This window comes from Methylovirgula ligni (assembly GCF_004135935.1).
Taxonomy (GTDB): domain Bacteria; phylum Pseudomonadota; class Alphaproteobacteria; order Rhizobiales; family Beijerinckiaceae; genus Methylovirgula; species Methylovirgula ligni.
Genome location: NZ_CP025086.1, coordinates 705816 through 725337 on the forward strand (window position 1 = coordinate 705816; position 19522 = coordinate 725337).

The following is a 19522-nucleotide window of genomic DNA, read 5'->3' on the forward strand; positions in this document are numbered from 1 at the left end:
AGAATGCAATAAATCAATAAGTTACGGGCGCATTGGCGCCCGCCAGAGACGAGTCGGATTTGCAAGCGACGTTGGACGAAAAGCGTTTTATCTCGGAAACGGGCCTCGCCGCGCGCATCGCCGGGGTGAGCGCGCCGGTGCTCGCCGATTTCGGCTTTCGCCTCGTGCGCGTAAAGGTTTCCGCTAGGGATGGCGCGACGGTGCAGATCATGGCCGAGCGGCCGGACGGCAGCATGTCGGTCGAGGATTGCGAGATCGTGAGCCAGGCGCTCTCGCCGGTGCTCGATGTCGAGGATCCGATCCCCGGCGGCTATCGGCTGGAGATTTCCTCGCCCGGCATCGACCGGCTGCTGGTGCGCGCTTCGGATTTTCTCCGCGCCCTCGGGCATGAGGCGAAAATCGAAACGGTGGCGCCGGTCGGCGGCCGCAAGAGATTTCGCGGCTTGATCGAGGGTCTTCACGACGACGGCGCGCAGACACAGGTCAAATTGCGCCGCACGGATGCCAAGCCGGACGAAGATCCCGAGGTGACATTACGGCTCGCCGATCTGGCCGAAGCCAAGCTGATGCTGACCGAAGATTTGATCCGCGCCGCGTTGCGCGCCGCCAAACAGGCCGAGGCCGAAGGTGCCGAAACCGAAGGCGTAAAGACAGACGAAGCGCCGCGACGCGGCCCCGGCCGCTTCGCCGGGCCGAAAGCCAAACCGCAAGCCGGGCCGAAGCCTGCAGCAAGCAAATCCAAATCGAAGAAGACCCAAAGCTAACCGCCGCTGGCGCGAAGGCGCAGCCGGATTTTAAGGAGAACGTTCATGGCCGTCAGTGCCAACAGGCTCGAACTTCTGCAGATCGCCGATGCGGTCGCGCGGGAAAAATCCATCGACCGGCAGATCGTGCTGGCCTCGATGGAGGACGCGATGCAGAAGGCCGCCCGCTCCCGCTACGGGCAGGAGACGGAAGTGCGCGCCGAGATCAACGCCAAGACCGGCGAAGTGCGCTTCTCGCGCCTGCTGCAGGTGGTCGATCAGATCGAGAATGACGCCAAGGAAATCACCCTCACCGAGGCGCGCAAGAAGAACCCCGCCGCGCAGGTCGGCGACTGGATCGCCGAGACGCTGCCGCCCTTCGACTTCGGCCGCATCGCCGCGCAATCGGCCAAGCAGGTGATCGTCCAGAAAGTGCGCGAGGCCGAACGCGACCGGCAATATCAGGAGTTCAAGGACCGGATCGGCGAGATCGTCAACGGCGTCGTCAAGCGCGTCGAATATGGCAATGTCATCATCGACCTCGGCCGCGGTGAAGCGACGATCCGGCGCGACGAGATGATCCCGCGCGAGCAGTTCCGTCCCGGCGACCGGGTGCGCGCCTATGTCTACGACGTGCGGCGCGAGCAGCGCGGCCCGCAGATTTTCCTGTCGCGCACGCATCCGCAATTCATGGCCAAGCTCTTCCGCCAGGAAGTGCCGGAAATCTATGACGGCGTGATCGAGGTGAGGGCGGTTGCCCGCGACCCGGGCTCGCGCGCCAAGATCGCGGTCATCTCGCGCGATTCCTCGATCGACCCGGTCGGCGCCTGCGTCGGTATGCGCGGCTCGCGTGTGCAGGCGGTGGTCAACGAGTTGCAGGGCGAGAAGATCGACATCATTCCCTGGTCGCAGGATGCCGCGACCTTCATAGTCAATGCGCTGCAGCCGGCGGAAGTCGTGAAGGTCGTGCTCGACGAGGATTCCGAGCGCATCGAGGTCGTTGTGCCGGACGACCAGCTCTCGCTCGCCATCGGCCGGCGCGGCCAGAACGTGCGTCTCGCCTCGCAGCTCACCGGCTGGGATATTGATATCCTGACCGAAGCCGAGGAATCCGAGCGGCGGCAGAAGGAATTCGTCGAACGCACCAACATCTTCATGAAGGCGCTCGACGTCGACGAGGTCGTCGGCCAGTTGCTGGCCTCCGAAGGCTTCCGCTCGGTCGAGGAACTTGCTTTCGTCGAACCGTCCGAACTCGCCTCGATCGAGGGCTTTGACGCCGACACGGCGGAAGAAATCCAGAACCGGGCGCGCGAGAATCTCGCCAAGATCGAGGCCGAGCTTGAGGCCCGCCGCAAGGAGCTCGGCGTCGCCGACGAATTGCGCGAGATCAGCGGCCTCAACACCGTCATGCTGGTGAAACTCGGCGAGAACGACGTCAAGACGATCGAGGATCTCGCCGGCTGCGCCACCGACGATCTCATCGGCTGGAGCGAGCGCAAGGATAACGAGACGGTCAAGCACCTTGGGTTCCTCGACGGCGTCGAAATTTCGCGCGAAGAGGCCGAGGCGTTGATCATGAAGGCGCGCGTCAAGGCGGGCTGGGTGGACGAGGCCGCGCTGGCCGCGCCGGAAGTGGAAGCCGAGACGGCCGAAGAAGCCCCGGCGGCGCACTAAACCGAGGCGGCGCACGAAACGGAGAGAGGCTTGGACCGTCCGACGAAAGCCGAGCTTGCCAGCGAGCGCGAATCCGAGCGCGAATCTGAGCGCACCTGCATCGTCACACGGGCGAAAGCGGCGCCGGAGGGCCTGCTGCGCTTCGTCCGCGCCCCGGATGGTGCGGTCGTGCCGGATTTGCGGCACAAGCTGCCCGGCCGCGGGGTCTGGGTGACGGCGGACGCCAAGGTCGTCGCCCAGGCGGTCAAGCGCAAGGCTTTCGCACGCGGGTTCAAGGCCGAGGTACGGGTCTCCGAAACCCTGCCGGAGGACGTCGCCGAGTTGATGCAGCGGGCCTGTCTCCAGAGCCTTTCGCTCGCGAAAAAGGCCGGGGTGGTCGTCGCGGGCTTCACCAAGGTCACGGCGGCGGCGCAAGCCGGCACGGTCGCGGGCCTGATCGGCGCCAGTGACGGCAGCGCGGACGGCAGCCGCAAGCTGCACCAGGCGTTGCGCCGCGCCGGGGCGGACGTGGCGGAAATTAAACTCTTTACCGAGGCGCAATTGAGTTTGGCACTGGGCGGCACAAATGTGATACATGCTGCCGTCACGCGGGGCGCGGCGGCACAGGCCTTTCTTGACCAGTGCAAGCGCCTGGAAATTTATCTTTCGGGGCCGAGCGCGGCGCCGGCGACAGACGAGCTGGAGCCGGGAGCGGAGGCGTTCTCGCCTCCGCCCGAGTTGACGAAAGCATGAGGTAACAGCGGTTTAAACGTGATAAGCGTCCCCGGCGCACCTTGCAGGCAGGCTTGGGAAAAACGACATAGGAAGAAGCAAAAGCCGCCCGACAGGGCGCCGCGCGCTCAAGAGCACGCGAATGTAAGGCCCCGTTTCGCGGCCGTTAGGGCTGGAGGGGCCGAGCCGGCCATCGCGCCGGCTTTTGGTTATAATGGCGCAATGCGCTTTCCGGCGGGATGGGATCATCCGGCCATTGGAAATCGCGCCGGATTTAATATTTGGAGCATGTTCCGAAAAAGTCGCGCAACTTTTTCGGAACATGCTCCGGAGCTCGGTGAATTGGGCTTGGCCCGGATTGGGAACGCATGACTGACTCGAAAAATTCCGGCGACAGCACGCTGTCCGTCGCCCCGACCAAAACACTGTCGCTGAAACGACCGGTGGAATCGGGGATCGTACGGCAGAGCTTTTCGCATGGCCGCACCAAGGCCGTGGTCGTCGAGAAGGTGAAGCGCCGGACCTTGGCGCCCGGCGAAGTGCATCCGCCGCGCGAGGCGGTTGCGCCCGCCCCGGCCGCGCCCGCCCCGACCGAGGCACGCGCCCCGCAGCCTTCGCATCAGGAGCGCCCGCAACCGCAGCAGGAGCGGCGCCAGGAGCCTTCGCGCACCGGCGCCCCGCGCGGCGGCGTCGTGCTGCGCACCCTTACCGAGGAAGAGCAGGAAGCGCGCTCCCGCGCCCTGTCCGGCGCGCGTGAACGCGAAGAGGAAGAGCGCCGCCGTGCCGTGGACGATGCCAAGGCGCGCGAGATACGCGAAGCCCACGAACGCGAAGAGCGCGCTGCCGCCGAAGAGCGCAAGCGCGAGGAAGACACGCGCCGCGCCCACGATGCCGAGACCAAACGCAGGGCGGAGCAGGAGGCCAAGCGCCGGATCGAAGTCGGCGGCCCGCCGCCCGCGCCGCTCCCCTCCGCAGCACCCGCTGCCCGCAAGCCGCTCGGCCTCACGGCCTCCGCCGCGGCACCTGCGGCCGCGCGGCCGCTGGTCCCGACCACCGAGGAGGAAGAGGCCAAACGCATCATCCGCCGGCCAGGCATGCCGACCAAGGTCGTCATTCCGCGTCCGACGCGCGGCGGCGAGCAGAAGAACCGCGGCCGCCTCACTGTCACCGCCGCCACCGGCGAGCAGGACGAGCGCACCCGCTCGGTCGCGGCCTTCCGCCGCCGCACCCAGAGGCTCAAGGGCCATGTCGCCGAGCAGAAGGAAAAACTGTCGCGCGAAGTCGTCCTGCCCGAGACGATTACCATCCAGGAACTCGCGAACCGCATGGCGGAGCGCGGCGTCGACGTCATCAAGCTTCTGATGCGGCAAGGCCAGATGGTGAAGATCACCGATGTGATCGACGCCGATACGGCGCAGCTCCTCGCCGAGGAATTGGGCCACACTGTCAAACGCATCGCCGAGTCCGATGTCGAGGAGGGTCTGTTCGACACGCCCGACACCGACGCCAATCTCGTGCCGCGCCCGCCTGTCGTCACGATCATGGGCCATGTCGACCACGGCAAGACCTCGCTGCTCGATGCGATCCGCCATGCCAATGTGGTCTCCGGCGAGGCCGGGGGCATCACCCAGCATATCGGCGCTTATCAGGTGACGGCGCCAAACGGCGAGCTCGTCACGTTCATCGACACGCCCGGCCACGCCGCCTTCACGGCGATGCGCGCCCGCGGCGCCAAGGTGACGGACATTGTCGTGCTCGTCGTTGCCGCAGACGATGGCGTCATGCCGCAGACGATCGAGGCGATCACCCATGCGCGCGCCGCCGGCGTGCCGCTGATTGTCGCCATCAACAAGATCGACAGGCCGGACGCCAAGCCCGAGCGCGTGCGTCAGGAACTGCTGCAATATGAAGTGCAGGTCGAATCCCTCGGCGGCGAGACGCTCGAGGTCGAAGTCTCGGCGACCAAGAAGACCAACCTCGACAAGCTGCTCGAATTGATCTCGCTGCAGGCCGAACTGCTCAACCTCAGGGCTGATCCCGACCGCACGGCCGAAGGCACCGTCATCGAGGCGCGGCTCGACCGCGGCCGCGGCCCGGTCGCGTCCGTGCTCGTTCAGCGCGGTACGCTGCATGTCGGCGATCTCGTCGTCGGCGGCTCGCAATGGGGCCGTGTGCGGGCGCTCATCGACGACAAGGGCGCGACGATTGAAAGCGCCGGGCCCTCGACACCCGTCGAGATTCTCGGCTTTTCCGGCTCGCCGGAGGCTGGCGATCGCGTCGCTGTTGTCGAGACCGAGGCGCGCGCGCGCGAAATCACCGAATATCGCGAGCGCCAGAAGCGCGAGAAAGCCGCCGCCCGCGGCACCGGCGCGCGCACCTCGCTCGTCGACATGATGACCCAGCTCAAGGCGGCGGCCCGCAAGGAATTTCCGCTCGTCATCAAGGGCGACGTGCAAGGCTCGGTCGAAGCCATCGTCGCGACGCTCGAGAAGCTCAACACCGAGGAAGTCGCCGCCCGCGTGCTGCATGCCGGCGTCGGCGGCATCACCGAGTCGGACGTGACCCTGGCGGAAGCCTCGCACGCCATCATCATCGGCTTCAACGTCCGCGCCCACAAGGAGGCGCGTAACCTCGCCGAGCAGGCGGGCATCGAAATCCGCTATTACAACATCATCTACAATCTCGTGGATGACGTGAAAGCGGCGATGTCGGGTCTGCTGCCGCCGACTCTGCGCGAGGATATGCTCGGCAACGCCCTTATCCTGGAGGTGTTCAACATTTCCAAGGTCGGCAAGGTGGCAGGCTGCCGCGTGACCGATGGCACCGTCCAGCGCGGCGCGAATGTGCGCCTGATCCGCGACAATGTCGTCGTGCACGAAGGCAAGCTCTCGACGCTGAAGCGGTTCAAGGACGAAGTGAAGGAGGTCGTCGCCGGACAGGAATGCGGCATGGCCTTCGAGAATTACCAGGACATGCGCGTCGGCGACGTGATCGAGTGCTACAATGTCCAGGAGATCAAGCGGAGCCTGTAAGGCACAGGCCCCTTAGGGCTTGAGCGCTCCCGCTATATTCATGACCGAATAACATTGGATGCGCGCCGCCCTGCGGCGCGCGTCGGATTAGAGGCTTTACTGAAATGTCGAAAGTGCATCATCCGAGCGGCGTACCGACGCCGCGCATGTTGCGTGTCGGCGAAGTGATCCGCCATACGATCTCCGATCTTCTGAGCCGCGGCGCCGTCAACGACCCCGTGCTCGAAGGCCATGTCGTGACCATTCCAGATGTGCGCATGAGCCCCGATCTCAAGCTCGCGACTGTCTATGTCATGCCGCTCGGCGGCAAAGACATGAACGAGGTGATCGCCGCCTTCGATCGCAACAAGCGTTACCTGCGCGGCGAGATCGCCCATTCCGTCAATCTGAAATTCGCACCGGATGTCCGCTTCCGGCCCGACGAGAGCTTCGACAGCGGGGCGCGGATCGACGCTTTGCTCGACTCGCCCGAGGTCAAGCGCGACCTCATCAAGGACACTGAGGACTGATGAACGCGCCACGCTCCAAGCGTACCGAAATCAACGGCTGGGTCGTGCTCGACAAGCCGGTCGGCATGACCTCGACCCATGCCGTCACGCGGCTGAAGCGGCTCTTCAACGCCAAGAAGGCGGGCCACGCCGGCACGCTCGACCCGCTTGCCTCGGGCGTGCTGCCGGTCGCCTTCGGCGAGGCGACGAAGACCGTGCCCTTTGTTCAGGATGGCGAGAAGGCCTACCGCTTCACGATCCAATGGGGCGCGGAGACGGATTCCGACGACGCCGACGGCCAGATCACCGCGCAATCCGAGGTGCGGCCGCAGACCGAGGCCATCCTCGCGGCGCTGCCGCACTTCACCGGCACGATCCTGCAATTGCCGCCCGCCTTTTCGGCGATCAAGATCGCCGGCGAGCGCGCCTATGATATTGCCCGCGACGGCGAAATTCCTCAGCTTACGCCGCGTCCGGTGACGATCCACGAACTCGTTCTGGTCTCTCTCGGCCGCGACGAAGCGACGTTCGAGGCGCGCTGCGGCAAGGGCACTTATGTGCGCGCCATTGCCCGCGACCTCGGCCGCGTGCTCGGCTGTTATGGCCATGTCACAGCCTTGCGGCGCACACGCGTCGGGCCTTTCTCCGAGACGGATGCCGTGCCGCTGGCGCAAATCGAAGAGGCGGCGGCGCCGGAGGCGATGCGCCGGGTCGAGGCGGGTCTTGAAGAATTGCCGCAGGTGATTGTCGATCGCGATTCGGCGGCGCGGCTGCGGCGCGGCCAGTCTGTCCTGCTGCGCGGCCGCGACGCGCCGGGCGAGGGCGCGGCTTATGCGTCCTGCGGCGGCGTCGTCGTCGCCATCGGCGCGATCGAGCGCGGCGAGCTGGTGCCGGGTCGCGTCTTTAATCTGCCGTTCTAGAGGTCATGCTTCCGCCGTTGGAGGTACCCGTGCCGCGCAACCTCATTCCTCGATCTCAGGCCATTCCTGCCGCGAGCCTGTTGGCGCTTGCGTTGGGTGCGGCGGCGTTCGGCGCCGTCGCCATAGGCGCACTAGCGATCGGCCGCCTCGCCGTGGGCCGCGTCGCGATTAAAAAAGTGCGGATCGGCGCGCTTGAGGTCGACGAGCTGACGGTGCGCAGGCTGCATATTGTCGAGCGAGACAAAGGAAGTTTGTGACGGCGCGTTGGCGCGCAGATGACTCTAGCCAGAGGATGCCGGGAACATCGTCGGCTTGCCGTCAGCCGCAAGAAGCTCGTCTGACTCGTCTTTCAACGCCACCCCCGTCAACTGCCGCTTCAGCGCCTGGTCGACAAGCCACGCGAGCTTGAACGCGGCGAGGTCATGACTCAGGCCCTCGTCGCGCACATTGGAAATGCAATTGCGCTCGCCGTCATTGCGGCCCGGCTTGGGATCGTAAGTCAGATAGATGCCGAGCGAATCCGGCGATGAAAGGCCGGGCCGCTCACCGACCAGCAGGATGACAGCACGGGCGCCGAACAGCACGCCGATCTCATCGCCCAAAGCGACGCGCGCCTGGCTGGCGATGACGACCGGGGCGACACGCCAGCCGGCGCGGGCGATGTAAGGTTTGAAGGCAGCGAGGAGAGGCGCGATCTGGCTATGGACCGCCGTCGCGGACAGCCCGTCGGCAACGACGATCGCCAGATCGCAGGAAGCGTCTTTCCGGCTGGCGAGCAGCGCCCGGCTCGCGGGGCTCAGCACCCGCCCCCAATCCGGCCGGCGCAGATAGCTGGCGCGATCGGGCGCGCCGCTTTCGACAAAGATCGTCTCGAATCCGAGCGCCTGGATTTCGCCCGCGACCTTATCGCGATCGAAGGGCGTATGGACAGCATCGCGGGCACGCGCGTGGGCGAGAGAGAAGTTTAAAACTTCCTGCGTCGGCAGCGAGGCGCCGGCACGGCCGAGCGCGATGCGCGCCTGCGTCGTCCGCGATAGGTTCTTCCAGAAATCGGCAACGACCGGGGGGCGCATTCTCAGCCTTCATGCCAGGCGATCAACGGATGCGCCGCCTGCTGGCGCAGTAGCCGTCCATCGGCGCCGGTGATCTGCATCCGCTGAAGCCAGGCATCGAACTCCGGCGCACGGCGCAGGCCGAAGACATCGCGCAGATAGAGCGCATCATGGAACGATGTCGACTGGTAATTCAGCATGACATCGTCGGCGCCGGGTATGCCCATGATGTAGGTGATGCCCGCCGCCGCCAGCAACGTCATCAGATTGTCCATGTCATCCTGATCGGCCTCGGCATGATTGGTATAGCAAACGTCGCAGCCAAGAGGCAGGCCCATCAGCTTGCCGCAGAAATGATCCTCAAGCCCAGCGCGGATGATCTGCTTGCCGTCGTAGAGATATTCGGGGCCGATGAAGCCGACGACCGTGTTGACGAGCAGCGGCTTGAACGGGCGGCACGTCGCATAGGCGCGCGCTTCGAGTGTTTGCTGGTCGATGCCGTGATGGGCATTGGCCGAGAGCGCGCTGCCCTGCCCCGTCTCGAAATACATGACGTTGTCGCCGACGGTGCCGCGCTTGAGCGACAGCACCGCCTCGCGGCCCTCGTTGAGCACGGCGAGATCGACGCCGAAGGAGCGGTTCGCCGCCTCGGTGCCGGCAACGGATTGGAAGACGAGATCGACCGGCAGACCGCGATTGATAAGTTCAATGGAGGTCGTGACATGGGTCAGCACGCAGGCCTGTGTCGGGATCTCGAACCGGGCGATAACGCCGTCGATCAATTGCAGAAGGCTGGCGAGGACCGGCAGACTGTCGGAGGCCGGGTTGAGGCCGATCACCGCGTCGCCGCTGCCGTACATCAACCCATCGATGATCGAGGCGGCAACGCCGGCGCGGCTGTCGGTCGGGTGATTGGGCTGCAGCCGCACCGCCATCGTGCCCGGCAGGCCGATCGTGTCGCGGAATTTCGTCACCACGCGGCATTTCTTCGCTGCCAGGATAAGATCCTGATTGCGCATCAGCTTGCTGACGGCCGCGGCCATCTCCGGCGTGACGCCGGGCGCGAGCGCGCTGACGATTTCGGGCGTCGCCTCGTCCGAGAGCAGGAAATCGCGGAATTCGCCGACGGTCAGATGCGCGATCGGCGCGAAGGCCGTGCGATCGTGCGTATCGACAATGAGCCGAGTGATTTCGTCGCTTTCATAGGGAACGAGCATTTCTTCGAGAAAGCGCTTCAGCGGGACGTCGGCGAGGCAGAGCTTGGCCGCGACATTCTCTTCCGCACAGCTCGCGGCGATACCGGCGAGCATGTCGCCGGAGCGCGGCGGCGTCGCCTTGGCCATGAGATCGGCCAGGGAACCGAACGCCCAGCGGGTCGTCCCCGTCGCATAATGAAAGCCCATGTTCGAAACTCCCAAAGCGTGCGGTCATTGCGAACGAAGTGAATCAATCCAGCTCAAGACGCGTCGAGGACTGGATTGCTTCGTCGTTACGCGCCTCGCAATGACCACGAGGAGTGCGTCACAATCCGGCGTGAGCCGTTTCACCGACGGCCCGCTCTTCGGCGAGGATTTCATCGTGGCGCTTGGCGATGTCGGCGGCGCTGATCGGCGGCCCGGGGAAGCGCTTGCGCTCCAGCGCGAACCAACCGACGAGCAGCAGCACGAGAATGCCGATCGCATAATTGGTGACAATGTCGTTCGGCGGCTGCAGGCCGATCCAGGTGACGAGGAGGACGCCGACGCAGGTGATGACTGCGAGCGGCTTCGACCAGACCCCAAGCTGGAACGGCCCGGACGCTTTCCAGCCCTTCGATTCAGCATAGAGGCCCGCCCCCACCGGCATGGCATAGGAGATGTAGAGGAAGACCGCCGAGCCCGCCGCCAGAGCGTTATAGGCGGAGGAATAGAGCGTCGCGGCGACAGCGAGGATCACCGTCGTCCAGATGCCGCCGATCGGCGTGCGATAGGTCGCGCTGACCTTGCGCAGCAAAGGCGAGATGAACGGCACGCCGCCATCGCGCGAGAAGGCGAAGATCATGCGCGAGGTCGAGGTGACGCAGGCGAGCGAACAGAGATAATTGGCGATGACGATCAGGACGTAGAGCGCGTCTTTCCAAAGAGTGGGGACGGACAGACCGGCGAAAAGATTGAAGAAGACGTTGCCGCCGTCCTTCGCCGCCGCGACGGGATCGGACATCGCGAGCACGAAGGAGCAAACCATGATGTAGCCGAAGATCACCGAATAGAGGATCGAATTGATGATCCCCTTCGGCACGGCGACGCGGGCGTTCAACGTCTCCTCGGCGGTGTGGGCCGAAGCATCGAAGCCAGTGATCGTATAGAGCGGCAGCAGCAGGCCGAGCAAGAAGGCATAGAGCAGATTATTGGTGCGCGGCACGACATCGCCGCCCGGATCGCCGGTATTGTTGACGATGTGGAACAACCGCGAGAAATCGAAATGATGCACGCTGAACAGCATGGTCGCGGTCAGCAGCAGCGCCACGGCAAAGATCAGATAGCCGGAAAAGTCTGTGAGCTTGCTCGTCAGCTTGATGCCGAAATGATTCAGCAGGCCTTGCGCGACGGCAATGATGCTGACGCCGGCCAATTGCTGCCAATACCCCCATTTCGAAATATCGACATGAAAGATGTTGGCGAGCACCAAACTCGTGAACATCGTATAGGCGCCGACCGTCACCGCGGCGGTGACGAAGATCAGCCCGAGAAGATTGACCCAGGCCGTCGCCCAGCCCCAACCGCGGCCGCCAAGAATCGATGACCAGTGATAGAGGCCGCCAGCCGTCGGATAGGCGGAGCCGATCTGCGCCATCGACAGGCCGACGATGAGCGAGAAGATGCCGCCCACGAGCCAGCCGACGCCGATGCCGAAACCGCCCGTAGTCGAGAAACCGGTCTGGAAGCTGGTGATGCCGCCGGCCAGAATACAAATGATCGAAAACGAAATCGCGAAATTGGAAAAGCCCTTCATGCCGCGCGCCAGCTCCTGGGCATAGCCCATCTGGTGCAGCACATGTACGTCCGCTTCAAGTGTCGCCTTGTCGGCGGATTCGGGTTCGACTGACATTTGCCTCTCCTCGCGCTCCCCCAAAGAGAGCCGGCAGCTTCAACGGAACGGCATAGGAAGATGCGATTTGTATGCCGTGCCCGAAGAAAGAAAACGTCGCCAGTCTGAACATGGCCGAGACTTATTTTCTTGACATTTTCCCACCAAGATTTGACCTTCTCCGGAATAGGCTGGAGAAACCGCTCAGTGGTTCCGCAGCGCGCCTTCCCGGACAGCACCGCCAGCAATCCCGTCGTGCTCGCGGCAGCGGCACATGGTGCAGTCGATTTCATCACCGCACATGGCGGCGATCCGGAACGCGTGGCGGCCGTCGCCGGCGTCGATCTCCAGCAACTGGAAATTCCTACCGACCCGGTCGATCTGCGCGGCTATTGCGGCCTCTTCGAAGAAGCAGCGCGGCAAACCGGTGAAGACAATTTCGGTCTCTGGTACGGCCAGCAATTCGAGCCGCACATGCTCGGCCTCATCGGCTTCATCGCTTTGGCGTCGCCGACTTTGGGCGAAGCGGTGAAAAACCTCGCGCATTATTTTCCGCTGCATCAATCCGGCACGCGCACGCAGCTTCTCGCTCACGATGGCCTGCTCTATCTCGACTACCAGATCCTCGACGGGCGCATCGTCAACCGCCGCCAGGATGCCGAACTGACGATGGGCATGTTCGCCAATCTCTTCCGCCATTGCCTCGGCCGCGCCTGGACGCCGGAGGAAGTGCATCTCGAACATGCGGCGCCGCAGGCTCCGGAAGAGCATGAACATGCGTTCCGCGCGCCGATCTTCTTCGGCCGCGGCAGTAACAGGCTGGTGTTCCGCAACGCACATCTCGAGCGGCCGATGCCGGGCGCTGATCCGCGCCTGCTTTCGCTTCTGCGTGCCTCGCTGACGCGCGTGGCACAGACGACGCAGCTCGCCTTCAAGGATAGGCTCGCCGGCGAAATCCGCGCGCATCTCGCCGCCGGCGACGTGAAATTTTCAGACATCGCGGCGGCGTTGAAGATGTCGCAATCGGCGCTGGCGCGGCGGCTGGAGGACGAGAATATCGGTTTCGCCAAACTGGTCGAGCAGGTCCGCCGCGAGCAGGCCCGCCTCTATCTCGCGCAGCGCCATATCGCGGTGAGCGAGATCGCGCTGCTGCTCGGCTATTCCGAGGTCAGCGCCTTCTCCCGCGCCTTCAAGCGTTGGGAAGGGATTTCGCCCAACCAATTTCGCGGCGCGGCGCTGGCGGGTTAGCCGCTTCGGCTAACGCTTGTCCCAGCCGCGGGCGATGCGCGGCATGTTGATTTCGATCCAGTCCGCGAGACCGCGCACCTTCTGCGCCGCTTGCCGGCCCAGGGGCGTCAGGCTGTATTCGACGTGCGGCGGCACGATATCGTAAGCCACACGCCGGACGATTCCGTCGCTCTCCAGACATTGCAGGGTCTGCGCGAGCATGCGCTCGCTGACCCCGCCGATCTTGCGCCGTAGCTGGCTGAAGCGGAGCGTTTCCGTCTCCAGAGCAATCAGCACCAATACACCCCAGCGGCTGGTAACGTGCTTCAGCACCTCTCGGGAGGGGCAGTTGGTCGTCAGCAGGTCGCCGCGGCGCAATTTCGCCGACAAAGGCACCCTGCTGTCGCCGGAAGCGGATCGAGCTTTGGTCATTCGGACTTTTCCCGCGCGGGAACCCGGAATAGCGGTTACATTTGTGTAAGTACTTACGAAAAATAAGTACAGGCTTTAAGTAGGGCGCAGCCTCCATTGCAAGGAACGACCCACCCATGACCATCGCCATCACCGGAGCCAGCGGCCATCTCGGCCGTCTCGTCATCGCCAAGCTCAAGGAAAAGGTTCCGGCGGCGGATGTCATCGCCCTGGCGCGCACGCCCGCGAAGGCCGCCGATCTCGGCGTCGCCGGCCGCGAAGCCGACTATACAAAACCCGAGACGCTCGCACGCGCTCTCGCCGGCGTCGAGACGCTGCTGCTCGTATCCTCAAGCGAGATCGGACAGCGGGCGGCGCAGCATCGCAATGTCATCGACGCGGCGAAGGCATCCGGCGTAAAGCGGATCGTCTATACCAGCGTTCTCCACGCCGACACCTCGCCGCTTGGTCTCGCGGCGGAGCATCTTGCAACCGAGGCCGATCTGAAAGCCTCCGGCGTGCCTTTCACGATCTTGCGCAACGGCTGGTACACGGAAAACTATACGGCCGCGATCCCCGGCGCGCTGGCGACCGGCGCGTTCATCGGCAGCGCGGGCGACGGCAAGATCTCCTCGGCAGCGCGCGCCGATTATGCTGAAGCTGCGGCTGTGGTGCTCACCGGCAGCGGCCATGAGGGCAAGACCTACGAACTCGCGGGCGATAGTTTTTATACGCTCGCGGACCTCGCCGCCGAAGTCTCCAGACAGACCGGCAGGACGATCCCCTACAAGAACCTGCCGGAGGCGGACTATGCCGCCGCGCTCCTCAGTGCCGGGCTGCCGGAGTTCGTCGCGAAATTGCTGGCGGACAGCGACATCGGCGCCGCCAAAGGGGCGCTGTTCGACACGGGGCATCAGCTTTCGGGATTGATCGGCCGGCCGACGGTACCGCTCGCGACAACCATCGCGGCGGCGCTCGGGTGAGCCGAGGGCAAAGTCAAAAATAGAAAAGGTCAAAAAGTAGAATTGGTCGGAGTGAGAGGATTCGAACCTCCGGCCCCCTCGTCCCGAACGAGGTGCGCTACCAGGCTGCGCTACACTCCGACTTTGCCGATTTGCCGGACGCGCAGGCGCCGGCGGCGCATGCCTTATAGCTAGGCTGCCCGCGCCCGACAAGGGCGCGGGAGTCGATAAGGTAATTAAACAGCCGCCGCCTGGCGCGAACCGGCGGGAGGCAGCGCAGCCGGAGCGGCTTCGATCTTGGCCATACCGGCCTTCACCGCTTCCTGCACCTTCTCGAAGGCGCGAACTTCGATCTGACGGACGCGCTCGCGCGAGATGTGGAACTCGTCCGACAATTGCTCAAGCGTGATCGGATCCTCAGCCAGGCGCCGTGCCTCGAAGATGCGCCGCTCGCGATCGGAAAGCACGCCAAGCGCCTCATGCAGCGCACCGAGACGATTGTCGGTCTCTTCCCGTGTCGCCAGCAGGTTTTCCTGGCTGGTGCTGTCATCGACGAGCCAATCCTGCCACTCGCCTTCGCCTTCCTCGCGCAGCGGCGCGTTGAGCGAGGCGTCGCCGGACATGCGCCGGTTCATCTCGATCACGTCCTGCTTCGAGACGCCGAGGCGTGTGGCGATGATCGCCACCTGCTCCGGATTCATGTCGCCGTCCTCCAGCGCGGAAATCTGGCTCTTGGCCTTGCGCAGGTTGAAGAACAGCTTCTTCTGGCTCGCCGTGGTGCCCATTTTCACGAGCGACCAGGAGCGCAGGATATATTCTTGAATCGAGGCGCGAATCCACCACATGGCGTAGGTGGCAAGGCGGAAGCCGCGGTCGGGCTCGAAGCGTTTGACCGCCTGCATGAGGCCAACATTGCCTTCCGAGATCACCTCGCCGATCGGCAGGCCGTAGCCGCGATAGCCCATGGCGATCTTGGCGACGAGTCGCAGATGCGACGTCACCAGTTTATGCGCGGCTTGCGGGTCTTCGTGCTCGCGCCAGCGCTTGGCGAGCATATATTCCTCTTGCGGTTCCAGCATCGGGAACTTGCGGATTTCGCGGAGATAGCGCGAAAGTCCGTTTTCCCCCGAGAGAATGGGAAGCGCGGCTGATGAAGCCATTTTAAAAATCCCTCCTATCGAACCCCCATCAGGCGGGTTCAAAACGGCCACCGGAGTCGACCGTGCGTAGCAATATAGGCTCACCCCCCACCCTCTGAAAGGGCGGTTCGGCCGGCAGAGATTACAAATGGGTAACCAGGATGCGCGGGTTTGCTGCAAAACCCGCGCAGAGCCCGCGTCAGGCGGCCGCCGCGAGGGTCTTCTGCAGCTTGGCCAAATCCGCCGGCAGCGGCCGCTCGAATAAAAATTTCTGAGCAGAAACAGGGTGGATAAAGCCGAGCGTCCCGGCATGCAGGGCCTGCCGGCCCAGCTTTTCCAGCGCCGCCTGGGCCTTGGGGCCGAGCCGTGTCGCCTTGGTCTTGAAGCCGCGGCCATAGACCGCGTCCCCCAAAAGCGGATGGCCGATATGCGCCAGATGCGCCCTGATTTGATGGGTGCGGCCGGTTTCCAGGCGGCACCGCAGCAGGCTCGCGACCGGCTTGCCGTCGCTGCCGTCATAAGTCTCGAGCAGTTCCCAATGCGTCACCGCCTCGCGGCCGTCGCCGGCGCGCACGACCGTCATTTTCTCGCGGTCGACCTTGTGGCGGCCGAGCGGCAGGTCGATCGTCCCGGCAGTCCGCTCCGGCACGCCCCAGACGAAGGCCAGATATTCGCGCGTCAGCGCATCCTCGCTGTGGTCGGCGAAAAGTTTGGCGAGCCGCTTGTGCGCGGCATCGGTCTTGGCGGCGACGATAAGGCCGGACGTGTCCTTGTCGAGCCGGTGGACGATGCCGGGGCGCCTTACTCCGCCGATGCCCGAAAGGCTGTCGCCGCAATGGGCGATCAGCGCATTGACCAGCGTGCCGCTCGAATGCCCCGGCGCGGGATGGACGACGAGCCCCGCCGGCTTATCGATGACGATCAGATGCGCGTCCTCATGGACGATGGAGAGCGGGATCGCCTCGCCCTGCGGCACCGGGTCTTCCGCCGGTGGCACGGTCACTTCGACCTTCTGCCCGGCTTTGACCTTCTGGCCTGCGTCCTGAGCCGGTGCGCCATCGACCGCGACCGCGCCGCCTTCGATCAGCGCCTTGAGCCGCGTGCGCGAGAGCGCCGCCGCCTGCGCCTCGGGCCGTGCGGCGAGCACCGCGTCGAGCCGCCGCCCCGCCGCCTCGCTATCGATGGCGAAGGCAAAAGTTTCCGCCGCGGCCGCGTCGCTGTCCGTCAAGCTCATATTCATCTGTTCTGCTGTTTGCTTTCATAATGCGCCGACGGCGCATCTTGGGCTTCGCCCGAAAATGCTCTAGTCAGGGCGCATCCATCGTTTCGTGACTTGTAGCGCATGTCCCAGGCTGAACACCACATCGAGGAAACCTCGCTGACGCGGCTCTATTTCCGTGCGCTCGGCCTGCTCGGCACCGAGACTCATGTGGCGATCTTCCTCGCCATCGCCAATTTCGCCCTGGCGGCCTCGCAATTCGCCGAGCCGGTGCTGTTCGGCCGCATCATCGACCGGATGAACATTGGCGAAACCCTGCATCGCAGTCCGGGCGTCCGGGAGCTTGCGCCGCTGATCGGCGTCTGGATCGGCTTCGCCCTGTTCTCGATCATCGGCGCGGTCTTCGTCGGCCTGCGCGCCGATCGGATGGCGCACCGGCGCCGGCTCGCGGCCATGGGCATCTATTTCGAGCATGTGCTCAACCTGCCGCTCTCCTTCCATGCCTCGGTCCATTCCGGCCGGCTGCTGAAAAGCATGCTGGAGGGTGCCGCCGGCCTCTTCTGGCTCTGGCTCTCCTTCTTCCGCGAAAAATGCGCCGATTTCGTCGCCCTCACCGTGCTGCTGCCGCTGGCGCTCTTCATCAACTGGCGGCTCGGGCTGCCGCTCATCATCCTCGTCGCGATTTTCGGCATCATCATCATCTTCGTCGTCCGCCGCACCCACACGCTGCAGACGCAAGTCGAGGGCTATAACGCCAACCTCTCCGAACGCGCCTCGGACGTGCTCGGCAACATCGCCGTCATCCAGAGCTTCACCCGCATCCAGAGCGAAGCCTTCGCGATGAACGAACTCATCCAGGCGGTGCTCAACGCGCAATTGCCGGTGCTCTCCTGGTGGGCGGTCGCGGTGGTGGCGGCGCGGGCGGCCTCGACGCTGACACTACTGACGATCTTCATCGTCGGCGTCTGGCTCCATGCGCAGGGACTCGCCACGATCGGCCAGCTCGTCACCTTCATGGCGCTCGCGACCATGCTGATCGGCAAGCTGGTCGAGATCGTCAATTTCATCAACGGCCTGTTCCTGCAGGCGCCGAAACTCTCCGAATTCTTCCGTGTGCTCGACACCGCCCCGAGCGTCGCCGACCGGCCGGGCGCGCAAGACCCGGGCCGGCTCAAAGGCCATGTCACCTTCGATCACGTGACCTTCGCCTATGCCGACGGCAAACGCGCGGTGGACGATGTGCGCTTCGATGTCGCGCCGGGTGAAACGGTGGCGCTGGTCGGCGCGACCGGCTCGGGCAAATCGACGACGATGAGCCTGCTGCATCGCGTCTTCGATCCGCAGTTCGGGCGGATCACGATCGACGGCACCGACATCCGCGACATGACGCTCGCGGGTCTGCGCCGCAACATCGGCGTTGTCTTTCAGGAGCCGATGCTGTTCGCCCGCTCGATCGAGGAGAACGTCAAGATCGGCAAGCTCGACGCGAGCGCGGCCGAAGTCGAACAGGCGCTCGATCTGGCGCAGGCCGACGAATTCGTCGCCCGCCAGAGCGAGGGGCTCGGCACGATCGTCGGCGAGCGCGGCCGCTCGCTCTCCGGCGGCGAACGCCAGCGCCTCGCCATCGCCCGCGCGCTGCTGAAAGACCCGCCGATCATGATTTTCGATGAGGCGACCTCGGCGCTCGATGTCGAGACCGAGCGGCAATTGCAGCTTGCGATGACGAAGGCGACGAAGGGACGCACGACCTTCATCATCGCCCATCGGCTGGCGACGGTGCGCAACGCCGACCGCATTTTCGTCTTCGATCATGGCCGGATCGTCGAACAGGGCAGCTACGAGGATTTGATCGATCGCGGCGGACGCTTCGCCAAGCTCGCCGAGACGCAAAACGTGCTGCAGACACCGGAATCGGATTTCGAGGCCGTCTCCAGCCACGGCGCGCGGCCGGAAGGATTTTAATTGATCGTCCGCGGCCGCCCCAACGCCTTCAGCCTGCTCTTCATCCTGCGCGGCTCCATTCTGCCGATGATCGCCCCGCGCGTGCTCTGCGTGCTGGCGGTCTCGGTCGGGGTGGTGATCTGGCATCATCTCGCCCCGGCCTCCTTCCGCGATGTCCCCGCGGCGCCCTTTACGTTGCTCGGACTGGCGCTCTCGATCTTTCTCGGCTTCCGCAACAATGCCTGCTACGAGCGCTGGTGGGAGGGCCGCAAGCAATGGGGCCAACTCACCGCAGAAACGCGAAACCTGACGCGCGAATTTTTGGCCGTGCTGCCCGACGACAGTGCGTTGCGGCGGCGCTGTGTGAATCGGCTCGTCGCTTTCGCGCATGCACTGCGCAACCAATTGCGCGACGGCGATGACGGCAAGACGCCGGATTGGCTGCCGGAGAATGAGCGCGCCGCAGTGGCGGCGAGCCGCTCCCAGCCGGACGCCATCCAGCGCATGCAAACGGCGGAGCTTTCAGCACTGCTGCGCGGCGGCCGGCTGAGCGACATCCTTTATTCCTTCTTCGCGCAGCGGCTTGAGGGGATGACGAATGTACAAACCGCCTGCGAGCGGCTGCATACGACGCCAACGCCTTTCACCTATACGCTGCTGCTCCACCGGACGGCCTGGCTGTTCTGCCTTCTGCTGCCTTTCGGCCTCGTCGGCACGATCGGCGCGGCCACGCCGATCCTGACCGCGATCCTCGCCTATGCCTTCTTTGGCCTCGACGCCCTGGGGGAAGAATTGGAAGAACCGTTCGGCGAGACGCAGAACGCCTTGCCGCTCGATGCACTGGTCCGCAATATCGAGATTGCCGTCGGCGAGGCCCTGGGAGATGCGACGTTGCCCGAGCCGCTGAAGCCCAGGAACTTCATCCTCGATTGACGCT

At 64.7% G+C, this 19522-nt stretch carries 17 protein-coding genes and 1 tRNA gene; 11 read left to right on the forward strand and 7 right to left on the reverse strand.

All coding sequences use genetic code 11. The features are described from left to right. Positions 1 to 59 precede the first annotated feature (59 nt). The 7 genes from rimP to CWB41_RS03370 all read left to right on the forward strand — a co-directional run bounded on the left by rimP (position 60) and on the right by CWB41_RS03370 (position 7825). Positions 60 to 764, forward strand: a complete 705-nt coding sequence (gene rimP / locus CWB41_RS03340) for a ribosome maturation factor RimP (protein WP_245411323.1) — start codon at positions 60 to 62, stop codon at positions 762 to 764. A 45-nt stretch (positions 765 to 809) separates the two neighbouring features. Next, on the forward strand, positions 810 to 2417 hold the full coding sequence (gene nusA, locus CWB41_RS03345; RefSeq protein ID WP_115837290.1) for a transcription termination factor NusA: 1608 nt from the start codon (positions 810 to 812) through the stop codon (positions 2415 to 2417). Positions 2418 to 2447: 30 nt separating this feature from the next. After that, on the forward strand, positions 2448 to 3149 hold the full coding sequence (locus CWB41_RS03350; protein WP_115837289.1) for an RNA-binding protein: 702 nt from the start codon (positions 2448 to 2450) through the stop codon (positions 3147 to 3149). A gap of 347 nt (positions 3150 to 3496) precedes the next feature. After that, positions 3497 to 6160 (forward strand): translation initiation factor IF-2, encoded by a 2664-nt coding sequence (gene infB, locus CWB41_RS03355; protein WP_115837288.1) that lies wholly within the window; start codon positions 3497 to 3499, stop codon positions 6158 to 6160. A gap of 104 nt (positions 6161 to 6264) precedes the next feature. Continuing rightward, positions 6265 to 6669 carry a 30S ribosome-binding factor RbfA gene (gene rbfA, locus CWB41_RS03360; protein ID WP_115837287.1) on the forward strand — a complete coding sequence of 135 codons (405 nt, stop codon included), beginning with the start codon at positions 6265 to 6267 and terminating at the stop codon, positions 6667 to 6669. Then, positions 6669 to 7568 carry a tRNA pseudouridine(55) synthase TruB gene (gene truB, locus CWB41_RS03365; RefSeq protein ID WP_115837286.1) on the forward strand — a complete coding sequence of 300 codons (900 nt, stop codon included), beginning with the start codon at positions 6669 to 6671 and terminating at the stop codon, positions 7566 to 7568. The genes rbfA and truB overlap by 1 nt, the downstream gene beginning before the upstream one ends. Positions 7569 to 7597: 29 nt before the next feature. After that, positions 7598 to 7825, forward strand: a complete 228-nt coding sequence (locus CWB41_RS03370; protein WP_207206625.1) for a hypothetical protein — start codon at positions 7598 to 7600, stop codon at positions 7823 to 7825. 24 nt (positions 7826 to 7849) lie between these two features. On the opposite strand, the gene eutC is transcribed toward CWB41_RS03370, so the two are convergent. The 3 genes from eutC to CWB41_RS03385 all read right to left on the reverse strand — a co-directional run bounded on the left by eutC (position 7850) and on the right by CWB41_RS03385 (position 11707). Next, positions 7850 to 8641 carry an ethanolamine ammonia-lyase subunit EutC gene (gene eutC / locus CWB41_RS03375; RefSeq protein ID WP_115837285.1) on the reverse strand — a complete coding sequence of 264 codons (792 nt, stop codon included), beginning with the start codon at positions 8639 to 8641 and terminating at the stop codon, positions 7850 to 7852. A gap of 2 nt (positions 8642 to 8643) precedes the next feature. Continuing rightward, positions 8644 to 10023 carry an ethanolamine ammonia-lyase subunit EutB gene (locus tag CWB41_RS03380; RefSeq protein WP_115837284.1) on the reverse strand — a complete coding sequence of 460 codons (1380 nt, stop codon included), beginning with the start codon at positions 10021 to 10023 and terminating at the stop codon, positions 8644 to 8646. 118 nt (positions 10024 to 10141) lie between these two features. Beyond that, positions 10142 to 11707: an amino acid permease gene (locus CWB41_RS03385; protein WP_115837283.1), complete on the reverse strand. Its 1566-nt coding sequence runs from the start codon at positions 11705 to 11707 to the stop codon at positions 10142 to 10144. A gap of 186 nt (positions 11708 to 11893) precedes the next feature. Between CWB41_RS03385 and qhpR the strand changes: the two genes are divergently transcribed. Then, positions 11894 to 12934, forward strand: coding sequence for an AraC-like transcriptional regulator QhpR (gene qhpR, locus CWB41_RS03390; protein WP_115837282.1), 1041 nt, complete (start codon positions 11894 to 11896; stop codon positions 12932 to 12934). Between the two features lie 9 nt (positions 12935 to 12943). Here qhpR and CWB41_RS03395 read toward each other — a convergent pair whose 3' ends face one another. Further along, positions 12944 to 13345, reverse strand: a complete 402-nt coding sequence (locus CWB41_RS03395) for a winged helix-turn-helix transcriptional regulator (protein WP_115837281.1) — start codon at positions 13343 to 13345, stop codon at positions 12944 to 12946. Positions 13346 to 13461: 116 nt separating this feature from the next. Here CWB41_RS03395 and CWB41_RS03400 point away from each other — a divergent pair, with 116 nt between their 5' ends. Continuing rightward, the gene (locus CWB41_RS03400; RefSeq protein WP_115837280.1) at positions 13462 to 14307 is read left to right on the forward strand and encodes an SDR family oxidoreductase; all 846 of its coding nucleotides are present in this window, start codon (positions 13462 to 13464) and stop codon (positions 14305 to 14307) included. 43 nt (positions 14308 to 14350) lie between these two features. Here the strand turns inward: CWB41_RS03400 and CWB41_RS03405 are convergent. From CWB41_RS03405 to CWB41_RS03415, 3 genes are all read right to left on the reverse strand, one after another. Beyond that, positions 14351 to 14427 (reverse strand) — tRNA-Pro (locus tag CWB41_RS03405). A gap of 95 nt (positions 14428 to 14522) precedes the next feature. Next, positions 14523 to 15446: an RNA polymerase sigma factor RpoH gene (gene rpoH / locus CWB41_RS03410; RefSeq protein WP_115837279.1), complete on the reverse strand. Its 924-nt coding sequence runs from the start codon at positions 15444 to 15446 to the stop codon at positions 14523 to 14525. A gap of 178 nt (positions 15447 to 15624) precedes the next feature. Beyond that, a complete protein-coding gene (locus CWB41_RS03415; RefSeq protein ID WP_115837412.1) occupies positions 15625 to 16659 on the reverse strand; it encodes an RluA family pseudouridine synthase in 1035 nt (344 codons plus the stop codon). Between the two features lie 108 nt (positions 16660 to 16767). On the opposite strand from CWB41_RS03415, the gene CWB41_RS03420 reads away from it, so the two are divergent. Next, positions 16768 to 18606 carry a glucan ABC transporter ATP-binding protein/ permease gene (locus CWB41_RS03420; RefSeq protein WP_115837278.1) on the forward strand — a complete coding sequence of 613 codons (1839 nt, stop codon included), beginning with the start codon at positions 16768 to 16770 and terminating at the stop codon, positions 18604 to 18606. Next, positions 18607 to 19518, forward strand: coding sequence for a bestrophin family protein (locus tag CWB41_RS03425; RefSeq protein ID WP_115837277.1), 912 nt, complete (start codon positions 18607 to 18609; stop codon positions 19516 to 19518). The last annotated feature ends 4 nt before the right edge of the window (positions 19519 to 19522 follow it).